24 protein-coding genes and 1 riboswitch are annotated in these 21414 nt (G+C 43.7%); of the genes, 16 read left to right on the top strand and 8 right to left on the bottom strand.

From position 1 onward, the window contains the following. Positions 1 to 8 precede the first annotated feature (8 nt). From AC3WJJ_RS16560 to AC3WJJ_RS16550, 3 genes are all read right to left on the bottom strand, one after another. The gene (locus AC3WJJ_RS16560; protein WP_492542380.1) at positions 9 to 641 is read right to left on the bottom strand and encodes a TetR/AcrR family transcriptional regulator; all 633 of its coding nucleotides are present in this window, start codon (positions 639 to 641) and stop codon (positions 9 to 11) included. A gap of 183 nt (positions 642 to 824) precedes the next feature. After that, complete coding sequence (locus AC3WJJ_RS16555) at positions 825 to 1763, bottom strand: hypothetical protein (RefSeq protein WP_492542378.1); 939 nt, start codon at positions 1761 to 1763, stop codon at positions 825 to 827. 464 nt (positions 1764 to 2227) lie between these two features. Further along, a complete protein-coding gene (locus tag AC3WJJ_RS16550; RefSeq protein WP_492542376.1) occupies positions 2228 to 3127 on the bottom strand; it encodes a hypothetical protein in 900 nt (299 codons plus the stop codon). Positions 3128 to 3478: 351 nt separating this feature from the next. Here AC3WJJ_RS16550 and AC3WJJ_RS16545 point away from each other — a divergent pair, with 351 nt between their 5' ends. Then, the gene (locus tag AC3WJJ_RS16545; protein WP_492542374.1) at positions 3479 to 4111 is read left to right on the top strand and encodes an NAD(P)-dependent oxidoreductase; all 633 of its coding nucleotides are present in this window, start codon (positions 3479 to 3481) and stop codon (positions 4109 to 4111) included. Positions 4112 to 4227: 116 nt separating this feature from the next. On the opposite strand, the gene AC3WJJ_RS16540 is transcribed toward AC3WJJ_RS16545, so the two are convergent. Then, a complete protein-coding gene (locus tag AC3WJJ_RS16540; protein ID WP_492542373.1) occupies positions 4228 to 4686 on the bottom strand; it encodes a hypothetical protein in 459 nt (152 codons plus the stop codon). Between the two features lie 319 nt (positions 4687 to 5005). On the opposite strand from AC3WJJ_RS16540, the gene AC3WJJ_RS16535 reads away from it, so the two are divergent. From AC3WJJ_RS16535 to AC3WJJ_RS16485, 11 genes are all read left to right on the top strand, one after another. Continuing rightward, entirely contained in the window at positions 5006 to 5206 is a 201-nt protein-coding gene (locus tag AC3WJJ_RS16535) for a hypothetical protein (RefSeq protein ID WP_492542371.1), read from the top strand. Between the two features lie 8 nt (positions 5207 to 5214). Further along, entirely contained in the window at positions 5215 to 5493 is a 279-nt protein-coding gene (locus tag AC3WJJ_RS16530; RefSeq protein WP_492542369.1) for a hypothetical protein, read from the top strand. A 110-nt stretch (positions 5494 to 5603) separates the two neighbouring features. Then, positions 5604 to 6431, top strand: a complete 828-nt coding sequence (locus AC3WJJ_RS16525; protein WP_492542368.1) for a VanW family protein — start codon at positions 5604 to 5606, stop codon at positions 6429 to 6431. Between the two features lie 18 nt (positions 6432 to 6449). Beyond that, a complete protein-coding gene (locus AC3WJJ_RS16520) occupies positions 6450 to 6926 on the top strand; it encodes a hypothetical protein (protein WP_492542366.1) in 477 nt (158 codons plus the stop codon). Between the two features lie 224 nt (positions 6927 to 7150). Next, positions 7151 to 7705 (top strand): NADPH-dependent FMN reductase, encoded by a 555-nt coding sequence (ssuE, locus tag AC3WJJ_RS16515; RefSeq protein ID WP_422659589.1) that lies wholly within the window; start codon positions 7151 to 7153, stop codon positions 7703 to 7705. Between the two features lie 40 nt (positions 7706 to 7745). Next, complete coding sequence (locus AC3WJJ_RS16510; protein ID WP_492542365.1) at positions 7746 to 8339, top strand: P-loop nucleotide/nucleoside kinase family protein; 594 nt, start codon at positions 7746 to 7748, stop codon at positions 8337 to 8339. A 163-nt stretch (positions 8340 to 8502) separates the two neighbouring features. Then, entirely contained in the window at positions 8503 to 9240 is a 738-nt protein-coding gene (locus tag AC3WJJ_RS16505) for an AAA family ATPase (RefSeq protein WP_492542363.1), read from the top strand. Positions 9241 to 9447: 207 nt separating this feature from the next. After that, complete coding sequence (locus tag AC3WJJ_RS16500; RefSeq protein WP_492542361.1) at positions 9448 to 9903, top strand: MarR family winged helix-turn-helix transcriptional regulator; 456 nt, start codon at positions 9448 to 9450, stop codon at positions 9901 to 9903. A 116-nt stretch (positions 9904 to 10019) separates the two neighbouring features. Next, positions 10020 to 11435 (top strand): MDR family MFS transporter, encoded by a 1416-nt coding sequence (locus AC3WJJ_RS16495; protein ID WP_492542359.1) that lies wholly within the window; start codon positions 10020 to 10022, stop codon positions 11433 to 11435. Between the two features lie 235 nt (positions 11436 to 11670). After that, positions 11671 to 12297, top strand: coding sequence for a hypothetical protein (locus AC3WJJ_RS16490; RefSeq protein ID WP_492542357.1), 627 nt, complete (start codon positions 11671 to 11673; stop codon positions 12295 to 12297). Between the two features lie 128 nt (positions 12298 to 12425). Next, positions 12426 to 13226, top strand: a complete 801-nt coding sequence (locus AC3WJJ_RS16485; protein ID WP_492542355.1) for a DUF817 domain-containing protein — start codon at positions 12426 to 12428, stop codon at positions 13224 to 13226. A 71-nt stretch (positions 13227 to 13297) separates the two neighbouring features. Here the strand turns inward: AC3WJJ_RS16485 and AC3WJJ_RS16480 are convergent, their stop codons facing one another. Together AC3WJJ_RS16480 and AC3WJJ_RS16475 are read right to left on the bottom strand one after the other, a co-directional pair. Beyond that, positions 13298 to 14329 carry a ribonucleotide-diphosphate reductase subunit beta gene (locus tag AC3WJJ_RS16480; RefSeq protein ID WP_492542354.1) on the bottom strand — a complete coding sequence of 344 codons (1032 nt, stop codon included), beginning with the start codon at positions 14327 to 14329 and terminating at the stop codon, positions 13298 to 13300. Between the two features lie 1006 nt (positions 14330 to 15335). Further along, a complete protein-coding gene (locus tag AC3WJJ_RS16475; RefSeq protein ID WP_492542353.1) occupies positions 15336 to 17669 on the bottom strand; it encodes a ribonucleoside-diphosphate reductase subunit alpha in 2334 nt (777 codons plus the stop codon). Positions 17670 to 17863: 194 nt separating this feature from the next. Beyond that, positions 17864 to 18092, bottom strand: a riboswitch (cobalamin riboswitch). A 299-nt stretch (positions 18093 to 18391) separates the two neighbouring features. Between AC3WJJ_RS16475 and AC3WJJ_RS16470 the strand changes: the two genes are divergently transcribed. Further along, complete coding sequence (locus tag AC3WJJ_RS16470; RefSeq protein WP_492542351.1) at positions 18392 to 18697, top strand: MTH1187 family thiamine-binding protein; 306 nt, start codon at positions 18392 to 18394, stop codon at positions 18695 to 18697. Between the two features lie 532 nt (positions 18698 to 19229). On the opposite strand, the gene AC3WJJ_RS16465 is transcribed toward AC3WJJ_RS16470, so the two are convergent. Next, positions 19230 to 19481, bottom strand: coding sequence for a YuzF family protein (locus AC3WJJ_RS16465; protein WP_492542349.1), 252 nt, complete (start codon positions 19479 to 19481; stop codon positions 19230 to 19232). A gap of 208 nt (positions 19482 to 19689) precedes the next feature. Between AC3WJJ_RS16465 and AC3WJJ_RS16460 the strand changes: the two genes are divergently transcribed. The 3 genes from AC3WJJ_RS16460 (at position 19690) to AC3WJJ_RS16450 (ending at position 20848) form a co-directional block, all read left to right on the top strand. Continuing rightward, the gene (locus AC3WJJ_RS16460) at positions 19690 to 19953 is read left to right on the top strand and encodes a phage holin family protein (protein ID WP_492543055.1); all 264 of its coding nucleotides are present in this window, start codon (positions 19690 to 19692) and stop codon (positions 19951 to 19953) included. Positions 19954 to 20034: 81 nt separating this feature from the next. After that, entirely contained in the window at positions 20035 to 20586 is a 552-nt protein-coding gene (locus tag AC3WJJ_RS16455; RefSeq protein WP_492542347.1) for a glutathione peroxidase, read from the top strand. A 151-nt stretch (positions 20587 to 20737) separates the two neighbouring features. Further along, complete coding sequence (locus tag AC3WJJ_RS16450; protein WP_422659600.1) at positions 20738 to 20848, top strand: YjcZ family sporulation protein; 111 nt, start codon at positions 20738 to 20740, stop codon at positions 20846 to 20848. Positions 20849 to 20901: 53 nt separating this feature from the next. Here AC3WJJ_RS16450 and AC3WJJ_RS16445 read toward each other — a convergent pair whose 3' ends face one another. Next, entirely contained in the window at positions 20902 to 21279 is a 378-nt protein-coding gene (locus AC3WJJ_RS16445) for a winged helix-turn-helix transcriptional regulator (protein WP_492542345.1), read from the bottom strand. Between the last annotated feature and the right edge of the window lie 135 nt (positions 21280 to 21414).

The following is a 21414-nucleotide window of genomic DNA, read 5'->3' as shown; positions in this document are numbered from 1 at the left end:
CCTCCTTATCATTTAACTTCAATGAATCTAAGCTGGGTCTCATAAAAGCTGAGGATGTCCTCTGATGCATACAATTGGGAGGTAAGAAAAGCACCATAGAATACAGTAAACAGAAACTGAATAGCCTCCGGAATGGAAATTCCATCTTTCAGCGTCCCATCCTGCTGGGCTTCGAATATACATTGTTCGAATAGGGCGAACATGTTTGGAGATTCCGATCCTATCTGCTCATGACCGGGGAATAGGAGCTGAATTTCAGCATGACTTAGCGTCGGCATTTCTGGGTGCATCTTCATCTCTGCCAAGAATGAGATCAGACTGGGCATAATTCCGGGTTTTTCTCTTGCTTGATCCGCAACACTGACCAGTAGATGCCGGACAGCGTCGAAACCGCGCAGGCTCTGCTCCTTGATGTCAATGATTTTGCCTGTTAGCCAGACACGCATGTAGTACAGCAGCAGATCCTCTTTTTTGCGGAACATATTAAAAAAAGTAACTCGTGAAACCTCTGCCATCCGGCATATGTCCTCCAGCATGACATCACGGAATACGCGATCTTCGATCAGGGACATGGAAGCTTCATACAGAGCTATCTTGGTCTTCGCTTTCTTAAGTTCCCTTAAAGGGATTGGGGGTATCATCATGAGGGTCTCCTTATACGAGCTGCTTACAATTAAATTTAACTCATGTAAATAAATTAACACGAGTTAATAATTTTGTCGATATGGGAATTAGAATACCACTCTTGTTGGTGAATACCCCCATAATAAAAAACGCCCTGCGGGCCATAAATTGACCACAGGGCGAAGCTAATCATTTGTTTGTTAAGATCGATTTCTACCACCTGAACTACTGTCACGAGGAGGCAGCGGATCAGGATAGGACGATGAGCCGTTCTCAGTGATGGCATGTTCTTCGGTGCTACGTGCCGATTGCTGTGTATACATCTTCAGCAGCTCGGGGTTACCCGCATAAGGACGTTCTTTTCTCGAACGTGTGGAGGTAAACCAGAAGCCTGTAAGATAAAGTAGTGCCTGCACAGCGAGCACGTAAGGGGATGCCTGAGCCCAGAATAGGTTGAAGAGTGCAGCTGCAGCGATCAGAAGATGGAGTCCATAAAAGATAACACCGAGGGAACGGCGTTTGGAGTCCATCAGTAGCCGATAAAAGGATACTGTGGCAATCATACAAGTAAGCCATAGAGTCCATACATGGAGATTTCCCCATGCGTCAGGGCTCCGAAGTTCAGAGATTAGATGAAAGGTCCAGAGTATAGCAGCGGAGAAAGATATGCCGGGTACAGCTGGTTTTAGTAGCATCCAAAGGCCAGTTCCCCAGCCCGGGTTCTCAATTCGTCGAAGAAGCTCACTGCGTTCTTTCACGAGGAGATTCATCTCTCGTTCTAATGTCTTACTTAGGTGTGGCAAACGGGAATCGTCTCGTTCATGAAGATAAGTATCAATCTGCTTCAACAGATCAATGGTAAGGCGATCTGCGGCTTTACATTCTTGCAAGAGGCTCACAAGATGCTCATCAGATATGTTGTCATCTTCAGAGCGATCAACAACGGCGGTAAGAGGCCCAGCTAACTGTGTGTAGAGTGTCAATGACTGGCGTATACGTTCAAGCGTCTCCATTCGGGCCGCTTGAAGACGTGCAGCACAGTATATGTATAAGCCCAGGAATACGGCTGCTGCAAGCATCACCGCTAGCAGTCCTTCCATCGAGCCGAAAAATGTATCTATCCATTCAGCAAGGGACAAGCCGATCCCTCCTTCTATATTCTACTTTCACTATTGCACAAGAAAGGTCGGATTTCAAGACAAGCCACTCTAAAGAATCGTATTCACTTGTCTATTAGGGAAGAAGGATATATCCAATTTGGCACCTTTCGATTTCGTATCCGTAATCCAAAGATTTTCCTGAGGTAAACAAATTTAGCTGGGGTCAAAATATAAAGAGCAGAATATACTGAAAATATATACAGGGTTTCAGATTTTTGGCGGGTTGGAAAGCTTACTTTTACATGTGGAGGGATACGCATGAATACAGAGGTACAGATTGAAAAGGGCCCCTTAAAACGTGCCAAACTGACCATCGGCTACGTTCTGCTGTTTCTTTTGGCTGCTTGAAATGATGCAGCACACCATGATTGGAGTTATGCGGAGGATGGACGAACAAGAATAAAGGCTGCCGGTTTCCGGCAGCCTTTTAATGTATGAATTAATTACGGGGTAATGGTGCGACCCGACATCTCTTTCCATGATCTGTAATCATGAATGGCTATACCATTATAGGATGGAGTCTTGCCTGCTAGTACATCGACAAGCTTGAGTTGTTCATTCATGAATGCTGTGCCCTCTTCATAGAAGGTAATGAATGCACCTTCATTGCTAGCTTTCGTTTCAACTGCAATGATGGCTTTCTTACCGAGCTCAGTCGCTTCTGTCATTTCTGGCAGAGCTAAGTTGTGAATAGAAGTGGCCTGATCGCGATAAGCCATAATGACGACGGCATCTACCTTGGACAAGATCCAACGGCTCATGCTCATGGAATTGTCCGGTAGGTTGTGTGTATGAAGCCAGAACGGAATATCGGCTGTAATTGGAAGATTCAACTCTTTGGCACCTGCAACAAGGAAGGAGATACTGCCCTGCCATTGTTTCATAAGACCAGAACGGTTACTGTTCCATTCTCCAAGCACATGTGGCTCAACATCAATATGGATACCCTTAAATCGCTCCGATGGAGCAGCAGAAGCCTGATAGTCTTTAATCCAATCAATAAAGGTTACCAAACGGTTGCGCTCAGAATCAAGTGCCCACTTGGGCGATCCGCCAAGAATATGAACTTCGATCTGTCTGGCTGTTGCTTGGCGAATGAAGCTTTTATAGTATTCTGGACGCACATCTTGATTCATCTGTAGGTAGATTGTAGTAACACCATTGGCAGTTGCAAATGACAAAATGTCCGCAGCAGAGTCTTTTATCATAGGGGTATCCCAAAACCAGGTTGCTTTCTGTTTTGGCTGGGCCTGAGCATTACTAGAAGGTGTGTTTAAGCCTCCTAATAGCAGTAGACAACAAGCAAGCACAAGGCAGAGACGGTGTTTGGTTTGTTTTTTCATGGGGGTCAAGCTCTCCTTACAACATATTTTGATAAAACGAGACAGGAGGGACTAAACTACATATTATTCATTGTTATTCGACTTACATGAGCGAAAAAAGTCGCGTGGCGTAAGTCATGATTGTGAAAAAAAAGTTTCGCAATTATGCATGTCTATATATACTATCGGAGAGACTATTGCCGTTTTGTATAGTTCTATGGTTGTTTTACGGATAGAAATATGAATTGTGAAAGTTTGAAGAATGTTTTTTACGGATAAGTAATTAGGAAGAAGGGTATTTAGACTCCCTAGTACCGGGATTGCCAGAAATACGATAGCATAGTCATCACAGGAGAAAGGGGCACTAATGATATGAATATCGCAGTAGTTGGAGCAGCAGGAATGATTGGAAAGCGAATTGCAGAAGAAGCTTTACGGAGGGGGCATCAAGTTACGGCAGTTGTTCGAAATCCGGACAAGCTTAGTGAGTATAAAGAGAAGATGAACATTGTTTGTGCAAATGCAGTAGACCCGTCCTCGATTGCCGAAGCGGTTAAAGGGCATGATGCAGTCATCAGCGCTTACGGGCCGAAATTTGGGGAAGAAGAGGAACTCCTTGAAGCAGCTCGAGCTTTAATTGAGGGGGTACGCCGTGGTGGTGTTAAGCGTCTTCTCATTGTTGGGGGCGCAGGCAGTCTGATTACAGACAGTGGGGATGCATTGATGGATACACCAGAGTTCCCAGAAGAACTACGGACTTTGGCGAAGGCACATGCGGATGCTTACGGTATTTATCAAGAAAGTGACCTTGAATGGTCTTATTTGAGTCCAGCTGCCATTATTGAACCTGGTCGGAGAAGTGGGCAGTTTCGCATTGGAATCGATCGGTTGGTTACGGATGAGAGTGGATCAAGCCGTATTTCCGTAGAGGATTATGCGGTTGCCATGCTTGACGAGCTAGATGACCCGCAGTTTATAGGGACTCGGTTTACGGTAGCCTACTAATCAATAAAGCTTCTTGATAATGGTTGATTTTTAATGGTAATGATAAGAACGCTGCCTATATAGACGAAATCGACTGATAACGTCTGTAGGCAGCGTTCTTTGTTATAAGAGATCAATTATATAATAGTCCAGCAGAGTAGCGGGATTACAAGGGCGAATAGAGGTGTTGTCAGCGACTGACTAGTAAAGATCTGCTTACCCCAGAAGTACATAAGAAGTAGGAGCGCTCCGGCCCCCCCGCGTATCCAGATGTTATCTGTATCACCTCCAGTAAATAACGCAAAGAACATAACTCCTGCTGCAACGGAAAAGGCAGCTTGTTTCATGCGGCTTAATGAGGGGAGAAGGGCAAGTATGGCATCGGCAGCAAGAGAGGCAATTAGTCCATAACCGTATACCCAGTGTTCAAGTGGAATTGAGACGCCGAGGATGGACTCAGGCCGGCTGGCACCAGATGGCCAGAACCAAGATAAGATAGTCAGCAGTAACAGAATAGCACCAGCACTGGCTAGCTTATTTAGTGCATAAAATCCCATATCTCTGCGACCCGTCAAGCGATTGTTACCGGAGTTCATCATGCTAACCTCCATAAGGTTGTATTATTCTTTGTAGGTATTGCTTACCTGACATTCTGCGTTATATTAATAGATTCTTTCTGACAGTATGCTAATTGTTTCAGTTCTGTGAAATTGTCCTCATATGGAGGACTTGAATGGCTAATATAGCTGTGGATACATTCTCAGATCACAAGGGATGTGTTAAAATGAAAGCGTAATCAAAGTGAGTTTAGTATTTCAAAACCTGTGGCTAAAGATCTTGCCGTAACCCTGAAATAGAAGGGAAGATAACTCCTCGGCAGGGCAGAAGCTGCCGGTTATTCCAGGAGGCGAGAGCGTGATGTTTGAAGGTTTCTCGGACATGCAAAATGTAATTAGTCGCATGCACACACACACGGATTTTGATCAAGAAAGTGAGTACTATCGCTTAGAATTTGGTTGCGAACGGTTTAAGCATTTCTCCGGTACCGAGGTAGACGATCATCGAATCCGCGTGAAGGAGGAGCCATTTTTTCGGTTGAAATGGTGGAAGCATTAATTGTTCTTATGTTAAGGAACAGTAAGAATATGAATCTGTTAAGCCCGGAGAACTCCGGGCTTTTTTATGCTGTTTCACGTTACAAATTGATAAACAGTATTGGTGATGTTCCGAATCCTCAAAGGGCTCATATTTTGGTGGGCGTGTCCTTGTATGGTGGACGAAATGCAGCTCGCTCATTGGTGTGTCCGTACCAAATATCGAGCATCACTCTCCTCCTTGGAATCCATTCTATATTTATTGGGCTGCTTTATCTCTATGCAGCTGCCCAGAAGGAAGTGCGGTAAAGATATGAATTTCGAATAAAGAGGTGGTTTATTTCTCGAAATCACCTACCGGATTGGATGTATATGGTAATATATCCCTGGGTAGACGTTTTAAATGAAGGGGGACAGACATGAAGCCAGTGAAACGGTCGAAACTTCGTCTGTGGGCGGGTAAGCGATATTTTATGTACCGTCGTTATTTGGAATGGATGATGAGTCGGAAGACTTTTGCCGAGCAGACAGAGCAGTCTCCGTTGAAATATCTAATATTTACGCATAATACACCGCTCTATCGTCAATTGAAAGATGTGGATGTCTGGTATCACCGAAACAAGATAGTGAATCTACAAATTGCAGTACAGCAGCTAGATGGGCTCTTAATTCGTCCTGGAGAGACGATGTCCTATTGGAGAACTATTGGACGCCCAACACGGAGAAAGGGTTATGTGGATGGGATGGTCCTGTTTTATGGTGGGTTTAAAGCAGGGCTTGGGGGTGGATTATGTCAGTTGTCGAATCTCATCTATTGGATGACACTACATAGCTCATTAAAGGTTACAGAAAGACATCGTCACAGCTATGATGTGTTTCCAGATGCTAATCGAACACAGCCGTTCGGTAGCGGAGCAACCTGTGCGTATAACTATCTGGATCTTCAGATCTTTAATCCGACGAATGAAGTGTATCAATTAAGGCTTAAGGTAACAGATCAACAATTGGTTGGAGAATGGCGTTCCAGTGGCAGTCAGCTATATCACTATGAGGTATATGAGAAGGACCACCGCTTTACTCAAGAAGTCTGGGGCGGATATGCCAGGCATAATATCATTGGCCGTAGAGCATTTGCGCTAGATGGGGATCTTGTCGCAGATGAGGTCATTACAGAGAATCATGCACTCATGATGTACTCTCCATTGTTAACGGAGGCAAGTTCGCCTGTGATTGTTGAACATATTTGAGGCAAAAAGAGGTGTAGAATGACACAAAGACAGCTGATCTTTTTATGGAGTTTCTTCCTTTCACTCTTGTCCATTTACGCCACGCTACGACTTCAGTATAGCTGGCTTATTACCTTAGAAAATTCAGGCCCGCGAACTTCTAGGGGATTTAGCTTAGACCTAATTCGTCCTGTAGCTAATCCTGCAATTTTCTTATTGGTTCAGCCTATGGTTCTGTTTATATTGCATAGTGGACTACATTGGCTAATCTATCGTCATCGGGTTGATCATTCTGAGGAACAAGGGATGTCACTTCTTCTGCTTCTGCCTAGACGAGACTCACTTCGAATGAATGGTATTAGAGTACTGCTATATGTATTACTTGCTGGACTATTTATGTTTACTCGTTACATTAATGGGACAATACCTTCAACGATTATCGGGCTATTGCTCGTTATTCAGTATGGATGGTGGGTTCTAGAGTGGGAGAAAGGCGCACGGTGTAAGGCTTCCTAGCATTGACAAAAGCGGAGACGGATTGATAACATGTTACTAAATCAGATGAATTCACTATGAATTTGTCTAAATAGGTTACGACCGGACCACCGGAGGACTTTACAGTAATCTTGTGAAGTCTTTTTTTCTGGATAGCGGCGAAAAAAGCCCGTCCTAAAGAAGAACAACAATAGGACTGAACGCCAACAAGGCGACATGATAATGAACCTATAGGGGGGATAATAATGGCTAAAGCCGTCATTATTAACGGTAGTCCGACAGTCGGATCTCGACTGACTGCCATTATGGATTTTGCAGAACAACGTCTAAGAGATGCTGATTTCGAGGTAACGAGAATCGATGTGGGCCAGCTGCCACCAGAGGATTTGATTCACACGAAGTTTGAGAGTGAACATATCGTAAAGGCGAATGGACTCGTTGCAGAAGCTGATGCGGTTATTATCGCAAGCCCAGTATATAAGGCTTCGTACACGGGTGTGCTTAAGACATTTTTAGATCTTATCCCTGAAAAGGGGCTAGCGGGAAAAATCATTCTGCCACTATTCATCGGCGGAAGCTTAGCACACTTATTGTCCATCGACTATTCACTTAAACCGGTGCTGTCATCCATCGGTGCTCGTCATATTCTAGGCGGTGTATATGCGGTTGATGCACAGGTAGCTCGTACAGAAGATGGCGGCTTCGATATGGCAGACGTACTTTCGGATCGTTTGAATTCTGCTGTGGAAGAATTAGTAGAAGAAGCATGTCTAAGAATCAACAGCACAAGCAAAGCTTGAAGTAAGCAGTAAATCAGAAGTTTCAAGATGGAGGTATGATATGCAAAAGCTAGTTTTTTTTGTTGGTGTGGCCGGAACGGGTAAAACAACGGTTGCGAAGAAACTTGCAGTCCGCATTCCTGCGGCATTTCTAGATCGTGATACCGTTGGTGGACGATTTGTTGAGAAGTTCTTGGAAGCAAATGGCCTGGACCCGAATGATCGGGATTCCGCATTTTATAAGGAAAATCTTCGTGATCTAGAGTATGATACAACGAAAGATATTTGTATTGAGAACCTGAATGCAGGACAGAACGTATTTATGATCTCCCCGTTTACGGCTGAGCTGAAAAACCGGGAGTGGATTGAAGAAGTTATTTCAGCAGCAGGTCTGACTAAGGCTGAAGTTGATGTGAAGGTTATTGTAGTTACGCTTCAGGATATGGATTTACAAAAGGAGCGTATTATTGACAGACAGACCGAGCGCGATCAATGGAAGCTGGATCATTGGGATGACTTTAAGAAGCGTGTGGATTTTGTTCCTGAAGTCAACTGGGATATCCCGCAAACTTCGATTAAGGTGTTCGACAACAGTGGAACACTAACGGATGAGAAGGTTGAAGATCTTTATCAATTCTTATTGAATGAGAAATAAATAGCGATGAATATATAATAGAAGCGGCGGATTCCTGAAGAGTATGAGGGGGTCCGCCGTTTTTCGCTTATGGGATATCTGTTATATTGGAATGGATTAGAACCAATACCACCGTGCTAAAAGGCGGGCAAGAAGGAGGGCGGAAAAGATCGATACTTCCACCTTGAATGCTTATTTAAGAGCCGTAACTTTGCTTAGAGATCGAATACCTTCATTTGATCAATATCCATTTAACTTGCCAGCGGTAGCGATGCTTGATGAACTGAAATTCCATCCGAAGGTAACGTATATCGTTGGGGAGAATGGGATGGGAAAATCGACATTGTTAGAAGGAATTGCAGCTGCTCTAGGTTTTAATCCAGAAGGAGGGACGCTGAATTTCTCATTTGCTACGGAAGAGACACACTCGGATCTGTACCGATATATTCGAGCGGTAAGAGGTGTACGTAAGCCAAGAGACGGATTCTTCTTCCGTGCGGAAAGTTATTATAACGTGGCCTCTGAGATTGATGCATTGGAGCGTGAGCACCCCGGGCTGTATCAATCCTATGGGGGGAAGTCACTGCATCAACAATCACACGGGGAGTCTTTCTTTGCTACCTTTTTACACCGGTTCAGTGGGAATGGGTTGTATATAATGGATGAGCCTGAAGCGGCGCTGTCTCCATTCCGACAGATGGCGCTGCTGACCCGGATTCATGATCTTGTCCAAGACAACTCACAATTCATTATCTCTACTCATTCGCCTATTCTGATGGCTTATCCAGATGCCCGGATTTTGAGACTACATGAAGAGGGGATTGATGAATGTAGTCTTGAAGAGACCGACCACTTTATGATTATGAAGGAGTTCGTCAATAACCGCGAGATGATGCTGCGAGAGTTGCTGGCGGATGATTAGAATAGAGTGTAAATCATACAAGCTTTCACTGATGCCGGATTAGTGAAAGCTTTTTTTTATTAAAAAAATATGTTATTCATTTCATATTATAGTACAGTTATTCGAACTACTTATGGTATAAATAATGAAAATATAATGAAAAATAATGAAAATTCCATTTACAAGTTTGAATATTTGAATTAAAATTGAATAGTAACTTGGAGGTGAATGATTCTGAAACACAGTCATGATACGAGTGTGGAGATGTTAATGGACGTGTACCGCGAGTTATCAGATAAGATGACAAAACACCGTGTGGTCTCGTTTCTCAAATATCTTAGGAACAACGATTTGAACCTGAATCAGTACTCGATTTTGAGTTTTATAGATCAGCAGGGGCCATGTCTTCCTCTCCAATTTGCAGAGCATCTCGAACTTAAAGCGGCTACGATTACATATTTGGTGGACTCACTTGAGCAGAGAGGGCTAGTTCGTCGGACGCCCAATCCTCGGGATGGTCGCAGCCATTATGTTCATTATACGGATGCTGGACGGGAGCTTGTACAAGGCGCACGAAGTGAAGGCGATGAGAGCATTATGGAATCCTTTAAGCAGCTTGATCAGGATGAAGCTGATATGCTCTACATTATGCTGAATTTACTGCGTCGTAAGTTATTTACTTGAAATGAATCCAGTTGATGAGGGTCCCACCTTAAGCTCGCTACATGAAAGAGCGCTGAGGTGGGTTCTATGTTTTATACACATCGATTGACAATCTGATTTATGTTTGGAGGCAGCTTGTGAAAACACAAAAACAATCATCTTTTTGGCTCATCATGAGCGCAATCTTCTTCGGTAATTTTCTGGCTGTATTAAGTATCACAACCATTAATGTCACCTTTCCCGTAGTGATGCATACATTCGGTGCAGAACTTAGCACGGTGCAGTGGCTAATGGCAGGTTATTTGCTCGCTACAGGGATTGTTGCCCCGGTTGTTGGTTATATGGGCGATCAGCTAAGTTATAAACGGTTGTTTATTATTTCGCTAATCGGCTTTATTCTATTCTCAGCCCTGTGTGCTACCGCATGGAATATTGAATCACTGATTACATTCCGAATTATTCAAGGGATATTTGGCGGAATGATCATTCCGATTACGATGACGATCATTTATCAAGTGTTTGATCGTGAGCGTCAGGCCTACGCAATGGGACTCTGGAGTCTAGCGTCCATGCTGGCGCCTGTAATCGGACCTACTCTTGGGGGCTGGATGGTTCAGTATTTTGGCTACAAGTCCATATTTATTCTGAATGTCCCCATTGGAATTTTGTCTATTTTTATTGTGGCTAAATTCATTCCATACTACAAATTGAGTGAGAAAAAGTCTTTTGATACGCTCGGATTTCTATCTGTTGTGATCAGTAGTTCATTCCTTCTGTTGTCCGTTAGTCACGGCAGTGAATGGGGATGGGGTTCATGGAAGACGGTATCGCTGCTTGCGATAGGTGTTTTGTTACTTAGCTTCTTTATCGTATGGGAGTTAAAAACAGCAACGCCACTCCTTCAACTGAGAGTATTCCGTTTTCCACGGTTTCGCTATAGCTTGATCTTAAACTGCATTGTGACCGTTTCGATGTATACGGGAACGCTTCTCGTTCCGCTCTACTTGCAAACAGTACTTATGTTGTCACCGATGGAGACAGGACTTATCATGCTGCCAGGGGCGCTTGTTATGGCTGCAGCGTCACCGATCATTGGTAAGTTCTATAACCGTATTGGTCCATTCAAATTGGTGCTAGCAGGCATCCTGATCATCGTGGCAGGTTCTGCAGCATTTAGCAATATTACGGCAGCTACCTCGATCTACACGATCGCAGGTCTCCAGCTCGTTCGTTGCCTCGGCATAGCGCTATGTAACATGCCGCTTACGAATGCAGCGATGAGTGCGGTCTCCAGTGAATATTCGGGGCATGCTTCGTCGATTACGAACTGGGCACGTCAGGGACTGGCGTCTTTATCCATCGGCATATTCAGCGCATTGATTGTATCAAGAACATCACATTATGTGGGTGAAGGCGTTATGAATCAACCGATTGCGATGACGATGGGCATCGACGATGTATTCCTGGTCGGTACCGGCATTGCGGCTGTAGCAGTTCCCTTAACATTTTTATTGCGGAAAAAAGGAAAAACGGCAGTGGATCTAGCTGTGTAAGAATGGGGAGTATGCTAATCCATTATCATTGAATACGGTGGTCGACATTTAATATGAAGGATGAGTTATGGAGAGGGGAACCTTTTCAGGCTCATCCTTTTTTGTGAATAATGATTGATGTATCTACTGAGATTATGAAGTTGATATATATTTATATATGAGTATGAAATCGGCTAAATCCCCGAGTGGTGTACACTCTATATTTGCGGTAAAGTCTTCCAATAGGAGGGGTGTTATGCGTATTTTGGCCTGTATGTTTATCATATTGTTAATTTTAACGGGATGTGAATCAGAATCAGATGGGCCCGTCATGAAAAGTAAGGATGGACCTACAAAAATCACACAGAAACCAGTTGATCTATTCAAGGGTGAAGGAGCAAAGTTCAAGTTATTTCTAGGTGATATGTCTGGTGCTTTTAAGTTGCGATATGAAGGGGATAGGCCCCATGCAAGCTTGGACATCGATCTATGGAAGGAGGGTAAGAAGGTAGGTTCAGTCGGATCTATAAGGGATTTGTTCTTTGAATCGGTAGACGGGAAGACAGAGGGTGAAATAGAAGTCATCGTGTCTTTGGATGCCATTTCTATTGATGGCCAGGCTGATGATTTGAAGATAAAAGTTAGCATCCAAAATGAATCGGGCGCAAGTCTCTCTACGTTAACGACTCCATGGGATCAAGCTTTGACCGCACGAGGCGTGATTCAAAATCAAGAACCGAAGACATTCACTACTGAAGAATCTATACATTTATGGGGAATGCAATCAACGAGCAATCAAAAAATTCAAAACTTGGATTTCTCACCTGAATCGTTAAGCCGTATTGAGCAGGCTATTATTTTTACGCTGCGATTTGAAGATTGATTTTAAATTCTAGTGGGCCCTATACTAGTCCCTATTTCATTACAAACTCGTTACGGTGATGTCATTAATATCCGTTATGATTGTGGTACGCTTGGAGCTTCTGAATAGATAGTTAGTAGGAGGTATATATGACATTCATCCGTAAACTATGGGCGTTCGGCATACAGCAGGCGCTGTCGTGTATTTTTCCAGTGATCATCTTCGCTACACTTGCGCTGACCAAATATATAGAAGTTCCAGGACTAGCGCGTTATGACCTGATTCTGATCATCTGCCTGCTCGCTCAGATCGGCATGGTAGTTTTTAAGTTGGAGACATGGGATGAACTTAAGGTTATCTGCGTGTTCCATGTGATTGGGCTTATGCTGGAGCTGTATAAGGTGCATATGGGGTCTTGGTCATATCCGGAGGAAGGTTGGAGTAAAGTTGGGGGAGTGCCACTATATAGCGGCTTCATGTATGCGAGCGTTGCCAGTTATATTTGTCAGGCATGGCGCCGGATGAACCTGCGGATAACGGGGTGGCCATTACCGATTCTGACTGTATTAATAAGTGCTGCTATTTATGCTAACTTCTTTACGCATCACTATATATGGGATTTTCGTTGGGTGCTGACTGCACTGCTCTTTATTGTATTTCTCAGAACGGTTGTGCAATTTGATGTGCAAGGTACCACCTATCGGATGCCGCTAACGTTGTCTTTCTTGTTAATCGGATTCTTTATCTGGATTGCAGAGAATATTTCAACGTTTCTGGGTGCTTGGACATATCCGGGACAGGAGAAAACATGGAGTTTGGTACATATCGGGAAGATAAGCTCATGGTTTCTGCTGGTTGTGATCAGTGTGATTATTGTGGCACAGCTGAAGCATCTAAAGATGGAGATAGGTGGGAGGAGGAAGGAAGCACCGAAAGGAACGGTATTGTAATTTCATAGATCAAAAAACCTCCGTACCCTTTCCAAAAAGGAAGAATACGGAGGTTTTTTGATGTGTTTATATTATAGATCGTCGAATCCGTTGTCGTCGCCGACTTTACCGTAGTTACGGGACTTCGCTTCGAAGAAGTCTGTCTTGGTTGCGTTCAAAGCTTCGTCGGAGAAAGGCTTAATCCAAGGCATGCAGTTTACATCTACGCCTTCATAAGCTTTTTCCATGCCCATCATTTTCAGACGACGGTTCGCAATGTACTTAATGTAATCGGACAGCTCGTTCAGGTCAATGCCGCGAACGTTGCTGAGTGTGTAGTGAGCCCAGTTTGTTTCGAGCTCAACAGCACGGTCGATTGTGCGGTACAAGTAGTCCATGTTCTCTTTGGAGTTCAGTTCAGGGAAATCAACAAGTAGCTGCTTGAACACTTCAGCGAAGAAGTAGCAGTGTTGATTCTCATCACGCTGAATGTAAGAGATCATCTGGCTTGTCGCCATCATCTTCTGGTCACGTGCCAGGTTGTAGAAGAAGGCGAATGTGCTGTAGAAGAAAATCCCTTCGAGAATCAGGTCAGCAACCATAGATTCGAAGAAAGTCTGTGGTGATGGATTATCACGGAAAGACTGATAAATATCTGCGATGAAACGGTTGCGATCTAGAAGAACCGGATCATGCTTCCAGTATTCAAAAATCTCTTTTTGTTCTTGCTCCGATACGATCGAAGAGAGAACGTAGGAGTAAGATTGGTTGTGGACAACTTCCTGTTGACCGATGATTGCCGAGATCGCTTCAAGGGAAGAATCGGTGAAGTAGCGTTTTACATCCCCAACGAACATCGTCTGCATGGAATCAAGCACAGCTAGCAAGGAAATGTTAATTTTGAATGTGCGCTGTTCTTCCGGATCAAGGCGTGGGAACTGTGATGCATCTTTGGACATTGGAATCTCATCAGCGATCCAGTGGTTCAAGAGTAGCACTTTGTATAGTTTGTACATGTGCGGCATACGGATGTCGTTCCAGTTCAGAATACCTGAACATTCACCTTCGATGATACGAGTGGATTGGTTAGGGGCTTCCGTATTAAATATTTTTTGCATTTGCATGCTTAATCTCTCCTTGGAGGCCGGATATCTGGGACGGAAATCCCCTCTACAGCCGCTGTTGTTATCCCTTTGCTTGGGATTTGTATTCATAGAGGTCGCAAAGGGATAACAAAGGCAGACGTAAACTCTTCCGATGGGATATCCTTAGCCGATGTAGTCTTTAAATGATTTAGTTAGTATATTCAATTGCTGGTTTGCGGATCGCCCGCTTACAGCAGAAGGATGGACGAAGTAACATAAACAACTCACAGGTTATGCACTAACCCACAGCGTATCCCGTAGGGAGAGCGCTCTGAGCAGGTATGAAAGGTATAGAAGCACAGAGTAACTCACAAGTTATGCACTAAAATAGCGCAAATCCCAAAGGGAGGGCGTTCTTAGCAGTTAGTAACTCTAAAGAACGCCTAATTCACAGGTTATGCACTAAACTCACAGCGATTCCCGAAGGGAGAGCGCTCCAAGCAGGTAGTAGAGGTAAAAAAGCGCAAAATTAACTCACAAGTTAAACACAAACGTGGAGCAAATCCCGAAGGGAGAGCGTTCCTAGCAGTTAGCAACACTAAAGAGCGCCCATGTAACTCACAAGTTACGCACAAACGTGGAGCAAATCCCGAAGGGAGAGCGTTCCTAGCAGTTAATAACTCTAAAGAACGCCCATGTAACTCACAAGTTACACACAAATGTGGAGCAAATCCCGAAGGGAGAGCGTTCCTAGCAGTTAATAACTCTAAAGAACGCCCATGTAACTCACAAGTTACGCACAAACGTGGAGCAAATCCCAAAGGGAGAGCGTTCCTAGCAGTTAGTAACACTAAAGAACGCCCGTGTAACTCATTATCTTCGCTCTAAAGTAGAGCGTTCCCGAAGGGGAGTAAGCGCTCCTTACACCAGCAAGCCGTACCTCAACCCAAATCACTCCTTAATCGAAGCTCTATTTCCGGGTGTCCAGAGGGCAGAGCCCTTGGGGCCCTCCCTTGGAAGGGAGGGTTTGGGAGGGATCGAAAAATCAGCTAGCACATGACTCACATTCTTCAATCGTAAGCGCACGGCTACGTACATAGTAAGTCGATTTCAAGCCGGCTTTCCAAGCATGAAGGTGAAGTTCCAGGAACTCAGAAGCCTTGATGTCCGGACGAACGTACAGGTTGAAGCTTTGCGCTTGGTCAACGTGACGCTGACGAGCGGCTGCCATTTTGATGGACCAGTTCTGATCGATCAAGAAGGCTGTTTTGTAATACCAGATCGTCTTTTCGGATAGGTCCGGAGCTGGGTTAGCAATCTTGTAAGTTGTTTTCTCTTCATAAGAAAGAAGTTCGTACAGTGGATCAATACTTGCCGTAGAGCCAGCGATGATGGAAGTCGATCCGTTTGGTGCGATCGCGAAGAGCCATGCGTTACGAACACCATTCTGCTGCACTTCTTGCTGCAGTTCACGCCACTGTTCTGTTGTTACATATTTGCCTTCATGCTCACCATCGGTGTAACCACGGAACGTGAAGTATTCACCGTTCTCCCAGTCAGAACCTTTGAATTTCGGATAATGACCTTTTTCTTTGGCCAGTTCCATACTGGATTTAACGAGCAGGTAGTTGATTTTTTCATACAGACTATCGTTATAGGCAACCGCCTCATCAGATTCCCAGCGAATACCTTCAAGAGCCAGCAAGTGATGCAGACCGAAGGTTCCGAGACCGACTGCGCGGTATTGGCTGTTCGTGTATTGTGCTTGCAGTACTTCGATATTATTGATGTCGATAACATTGTCGAGCATACGCACCTGAATGGGTACGAGACGTTCGAGCACACCCGCTGGAACTGCACGAGCCAAGTGAATGGAGTTCAGGTTGCAGACAACAAAATCACCAGGAACTTTGGAGATGACGATGCGAGTCTGTCCATCCTTGGTTACAAGCTCTTCTTGTTCCACAACGGTAGCCGATTGGTTCTGCATAATTTCAGTACACAGGTTAGATGAGTAAACCATACCGTGTGCGGAGTTCGGGTTAGCGCGGTTAACCGTGTCACGATAGAACATGTACGGTGTACCGGTTTCTAGCTGGGATTTCATAATACGTTTCATAATGTCGATGGCTTGAACCGTAATACGGGAAAGCTGTGGATTCGCTACAGCCTCTGCATATTTTTCACGGAATTTGCCTTCGCCAAGTTTCTCGTCATAGAAGTCTTCTAGACCGAGCGGACGACCGTTCTCGTCTTTCCAACCCATTACTTTCTTCACTTCGTGCGGGCAGAAGAGACTCCACTCATCACGAGCTTCAACAGCTTCCATGAACATATCAGGTAGACATACGCCGTGGAACACGTCATGTGCTCTCATACGCTCGTCACCATTGTTCAGCTTCAGATCTAGGAAGGCAAGGATGTCTTTATGGAATACATCCAGATAAACGGCAATTGCACCTTTACGTGTACCAAGCTGGTCTACGCTAACAGCGGTGTTGTTCAGCTGACGAATCCAAGGGATAACGCCGGAGCTTGTGTTCTTGTGTCCACGAATGTCTGAACCACGGGCACGAACCTTTCCAAGGTAAACGCCGATGCCGCCACCCATTTTGCTGAGACGAGCTACGTCCGTGTTGGAATCGAAGATGCCTTCAAGTGAGTCATCCACGGTATCGATGAAGCAGCTGGACAGCTGACCTGCTACCTTCTTGCCGGCGTTGGACATGGTTGGCGTTGCTGCGGTCATATAGATATTACTCATTGCCCAGTATGCTTCTTTAACAAGATCCATACGTTTCTCTGCAGGCTCTTTGTGCATGAGGTACATGGCAATAATCATATAACGCTCTTGCGGAAGCTCCATCACACGACCATCAAAATCAGTAGCAAGATAACGCTCAGCGAGTGTCAACAGTCCGATATAGTCAAACAGTAAGTCACGGGTATAATCAATTGTTTCTGCGAGTTCTTCAATTTGTGCTTTGGTATAGCATTCCAGAAGCTCTTCACGGTAGATACCTTTTTGCACCAGCTCAGTAATGAGAGGATATAGGTTACCGTATGGCTCGTCCGGATAAGCTTTGTAACGACGATGGTTAGCCGCTTTTTTATATAAGGATGTCAAAAGCGAACGAGCCGCTGCGAACTTCCAGTTCGGTTCTTCTTTAGTAACAAGCTCGAGTGCCGACATGGTGAACGCATTGCTGATCTCCTCACCAGTTACTTGTTCGCCACGGAGTTTAGAATTCACACCGCGAAGCAGTTGCTCCTTATTCAGCATGTCTAGTTCATTCAAAATCCGATCGGCATATACAGAGAGGCGATTTGGATCAAAAGCTAATTGACGGTTGTTCGGTTTAACTACGATTTGGGGCATGGGTAAATCCTCGCTTTCTTAGGGGGAAATGGGAAAAAGAACATTAAAAAAACATTTTCCAAACCTTAGGAAGGCTGAAAATGTTCGTATGCGCTGTGGGTGAAGTGTGCATAGTAGCTTGAGCCGCCGTTTTAGGGCTCGCTGATATGTACAGACGCAGTAAGAGAACACTTTCCTAATTTCCCGTAGGATAGGTGCTTTACTGTATACAGGCAGGTCTCCTGACTTGGGGTATAGAGTTCGGCGCCTTCCCAAAGGTCTAACGCAGCCTTCAGTGGCTTAAAGCCGAAGTCATCTCAGAAACGCAAAAAATGCGATCTAAAACCCTTTACAGTGGCGGGACCGTGATGGATTTGCACCATGCTTCCCTATTAAGTGTGACAACTCTATGAAGTGTCAAACACCTGCATACACTATATTTGGTTGATGTTTATTAAATTTAACCCAATATATTGTGCTTGTAAACTCTTTTCTTAAAAATAGACGCAAGGTGAATTATAGCAAATGAGGAGGGAAATCGCCAATCTGCAATCCGCCAAAAGAGGGTGAGATTTCGCACATTTTGACGAATTACGACCTTTTCTAAGGAGATACACGCTTTATGAGTCATTGCGTTTGAGAGCATTATTTGAACGAGAATCGGTTCATATGAGAATTTGAAATGATGTCCTAGACTGGTACAATAATGTTATGTAAAAGCCTATATTAGGAGGTTATCGTCCATGGCCATTGCTGAAGTAACTGTCATTCCGATTGGAACGGCTACAACAAGCCTAAGTATGTATGTTGCAGAGATGCAGAGGGTGCTGCAGAAGCAGGAGAGAATCTCATATGAATTGACGTCAATGAGTACAATTATCGAAGGTGAATTGAGCGATGTATGGCAGGCTATTGCCGCGCTTCATGAAGCGCCATTCTTATCCGGTGCCAAACGTGTATCCACAGCTGTCAAAATCGACGATCGCCGGGATCAAGCTTCATCAAGCAAACAAAAGCTTCAATCTGTTCAAGACAAGCTGGGTGGTTAACAAGGAGAGTATATGTTTTAGCTCAACTCTTTTCGGTAACCTAGCTATAAAGGGATAATTAGCGCAGCTCTCTGATATGGGGGTTGCGCTATTTTGCTATTGTTGAATTGACATAATTAAGGTGCATTCACTCCTTGCTGCTTTTAAAAACCTAATACTGGAGGATATAACCTAAAGGTATTTTGTGTGTTTATATATTAAGCCTATTAAAAATACCATCGCCATGAATTACTGTAATACTGGTGGGTGGTACGTAATATACACATATTAAGTCTAAAAAGTGGCAGGGAGCTGAATATCATTTCTATCGAATTAGCAACCATTACAGCAGTATCTATTATTGTGATATCTAGTACCTACCCGTTCTTATACTGGAGAAAAACAGGGAGTAATCGGTATCTTAGCGCAGGGTATAAACTCGTTTTTCTCATACTATTTATGTTGTTATCTGCATTTATACTTCATTTAATAGTCTAAAAAAAAGGATAAAATGATCAAAAAGAGCTGCGGATCTGCAGCTCTTTTATATTTATTATTCAGGCATAATCCATACAATCTCAGCGATACGAACGAAGAATTTTCTACCTCTAGTTTCGATAATGACATGATCTGGTTTTACGCCAGCAACGCATCCTTCCACGCTTCCGCGTGTCGTTTCAATAACAACACGTTTTCCCATAACCGATTGTAAGGTTTCTACAACACATGGATCGACAGGATATACAACAAGTGGTTGTGACATTTGATGTGCTTGGTGATGGTGGTGCATTGGGTGTTGATGCATTTGATAATGATTCAATGAGTTCACTCCCATATTTAAGTTATACCCTAAGGTATGCTTCTGCCTATAAAGTGTGCTGGGCAGGGGGCTAATCAGTACTAATCTTATTTTCGAGATAATATGCTAATGAACAAGCTATTCTTAAAAACTTTCATAGAATGAAGTAGAAAGGCAGCATCATTAAGTTCATAACAGAAAGGTCGTGGGCGAAATGGAATGGAACATGATTTTTGAAATGATTGATCCGAAGTTGTTAATGGTCGTAGCGGCTTGTTGGGTTATTGGTTATATTCTGAAACTTACCCCGAAAGTGCCTAATTGGAGCATCGTGTATATTGTAGTTGTGTTCGCTGTACTTTCTGCTATAGGTATCATGGGCTGGGGGGTTGAGGCGATTATTCAAGGAATTCTGACGGGGGCTTTCGCTGTATTCGGCCATCAGGCTATGAAACAGATGAGAGACAGGGACAAGTGAATAAGGTTATTGTGTAAAGCGAGACTCCTTTGACCGATATAGTCTAAGTAAACCATTTGAGAATTCAAAGGAGAAACAGGTATGAACGTATTTGATTTTACCGGGACCTTAATGAGTGGAAGAGAAGTTTCGCTTGAGGAATATAAAGGGAAAGTCATTCTGATTGTGAACACAGCAAGCCAATGCGGATTCACTTTCCAATATGCCGATTTACAGCGGCTATATGATCGGTACAAAGAGAAGGGATTTGTAATTTTAGGATTCCCGTGTAATCAGTTTGCAGAACAGGAACCAGGTACGAATGAAGAAGTAAATACCTTTTGTATGATTAACTATGGTGTTTCCTTTCCGATGTTTCAGAAAGTTGAAGTGCGTGGGGAGAATGCTCATCCTTTGTTTAAATTCTTATCTGCATCCAAACCATTCGAAGGCTTCAATCCGTTTCATTCTGTAGCCAAATTACTAACAGCCATGTTAAATGAGAAATACCCGGATTATCTGCCTGGAGATTCAATTAAATGGAACTTTACGAAGTTCTTGATCAGTGCAGAGGGAGAAGTGATCAAAAGGTTTGAGGCGACTACAGACCCATTAGATATGGAGCAAGATATTGAGATGCTGCTGCAATCTTAATCAGAAAGTTTAATGACAAGTCTTAGGACTTGTCTTTTTTAATACAGATCACTGACGCATGATTTGGGCGTCATGATTGCCGAAACGCCCTGACCATTTGACTCCAGCGACATAAGATATGGTGTGGTTAAAAACAAAGGAGGAATGAATCATGGGTGAAGTTGTTGGAGGATACGGCGTAGGTGGCGGATACGGTAGCGGAGTTGGAGCAATCCTCGTATTGTTTATCCTGCTTGTAATCATCACAAGTGCATTTATCTAATAAGGTATAGTAGTTTAAAAACCCCTGACAGCTAAGCTGTCAGGGGTTTTTTATCAGCTCATAGAGGTATCGTTATTCAGTATGTTATCCTCCAACACAGCAGATTTATCGCCGTACTGTTTGATAATATGACCTTCGCCCCAATTACATAAAGAATCGAGTATGGATTTAAGACTCCATCCATATTCGCTAAGCTCATATTCCACTTTTGGAGGTACTTGATTGTATACGATTCGATTCACGATCCCGTCATGCTCAAGCTCTCTGAGCTGCTGCGTTAACATTTTCTGAGTGATTGCGGGCATGAGTCGTCTCAGATCACTCGTCCGTTTTTTTCCATGGGTTAGATGGCATAAAATAACGCATTTCCATTTACCTCCGATCACCTCAAGTGTAGCTTCAACGGAAATATTGTATTTTTTCTGTGTCACCGGATCAACTGCCTCCATATCTTTTTATCGTTATAGGTACTTTTTAGTGCCTATAGCACTTAAAAGTACGTACTGTTCATTTATATTCACAAGATAGATAATAACATCACCCGGCCGGTGAATACCATACAGGAG

It is taken from the genome of Paenibacillus sp. FW507-14B1B (assembly GCF_058781425.1).
The sequence above is the reverse complement of the archived record's forward strand: the minus strand, read 5'-3'. Positions and strand labels throughout refer to the sequence as shown.

Coding starts and splice junctions, on each gene's coding strand:
- AC3WJJ_RS16470 (WP_492542351.1), top strand. CDS start 18,392: ATGGCCATTGCTGAAGTAACTGTCATTCCGATTGGAACGGCTACAACA.
- AC3WJJ_RS16545 (WP_492542374.1), top strand. CDS start 3,479: ATGAATATCGCAGTAGTTGGAGCAGCAGGAATGATTGGAAAGCGAATT.
- AC3WJJ_RS16460 (WP_492543055.1), top strand. CDS start 19,690: ATGGAATGGAACATGATTTTTGAAATGATTGATCCGAAGTTGTTAATG.
- AC3WJJ_RS16510 (WP_492542365.1), top strand. CDS start 7,746: ATGCAAAAGCTAGTTTTTTTTGTTGGTGTGGCCGGAACGGGTAAAACA.
- AC3WJJ_RS16490 (WP_492542357.1), top strand. CDS start 11,671: ATGCGTATTTTGGCCTGTATGTTTATCATATTGTTAATTTTAACGGGA.
- AC3WJJ_RS16450 (WP_422659600.1), top strand. CDS start 20,738: ATGGGTGAAGTTGTTGGAGGATACGGCGTAGGTGGCGGATACGGTAGC.
- AC3WJJ_RS16465 (WP_492542349.1), bottom strand. CDS start 19,481: ATGCATCAACACCCAATGCACCACCATCACCAAGCACATCAAATGTCA.
- AC3WJJ_RS16485 (WP_492542355.1), top strand. CDS start 12,426: ATGACATTCATCCGTAAACTATGGGCGTTCGGCATACAGCAGGCGCTG.
- AC3WJJ_RS16560 (WP_492542380.1), bottom strand. CDS start 641: ATGATACCCCCAATCCCTTTAAGGGAACTTAAGAAAGCGAAGACCAAG.
- AC3WJJ_RS16520 (WP_492542366.1), top strand. CDS start 6,450: ATGACACAAAGACAGCTGATCTTTTTATGGAGTTTCTTCCTTTCACTC.
- AC3WJJ_RS16540 (WP_492542373.1), bottom strand. CDS start 4,686: ATGAACTCCGGTAACAATCGCTTGACGGGTCGCAGAGATATGGGATTT.
- AC3WJJ_RS16550 (WP_492542376.1), bottom strand. CDS start 3,127: ATGAAAAAACAAACCAAACACCGTCTCTGCCTTGTGCTTGCTTGTTGT.
- AC3WJJ_RS16525 (WP_492542368.1), top strand. CDS start 5,604: ATGAAGCCAGTGAAACGGTCGAAACTTCGTCTGTGGGCGGGTAAGCGA.
- AC3WJJ_RS16530 (WP_492542369.1), top strand. CDS start 5,215: ATGTTAAGGAACAGTAAGAATATGAATCTGTTAAGCCCGGAGAACTCC.
- AC3WJJ_RS16475 (WP_492542353.1), bottom strand. CDS start 17,669: ATGCCCCAAATCGTAGTTAAACCGAACAACCGTCAATTAGCTTTTGAT.
- AC3WJJ_RS16455 (WP_492542347.1), top strand. CDS start 20,035: ATGAACGTATTTGATTTTACCGGGACCTTAATGAGTGGAAGAGAAGTT.
- AC3WJJ_RS16500 (WP_492542361.1), top strand. CDS start 9,448: ATGATTCTGAAACACAGTCATGATACGAGTGTGGAGATGTTAATGGAC.
- ssuE (WP_422659589.1), top strand. CDS start 7,151: ATGGCTAAAGCCGTCATTATTAACGGTAGTCCGACAGTCGGATCTCGA.
- AC3WJJ_RS16480 (WP_492542354.1), bottom strand. CDS start 14,329: ATGCAAATGCAAAAAATATTTAATACGGAAGCCCCTAACCAATCCACT.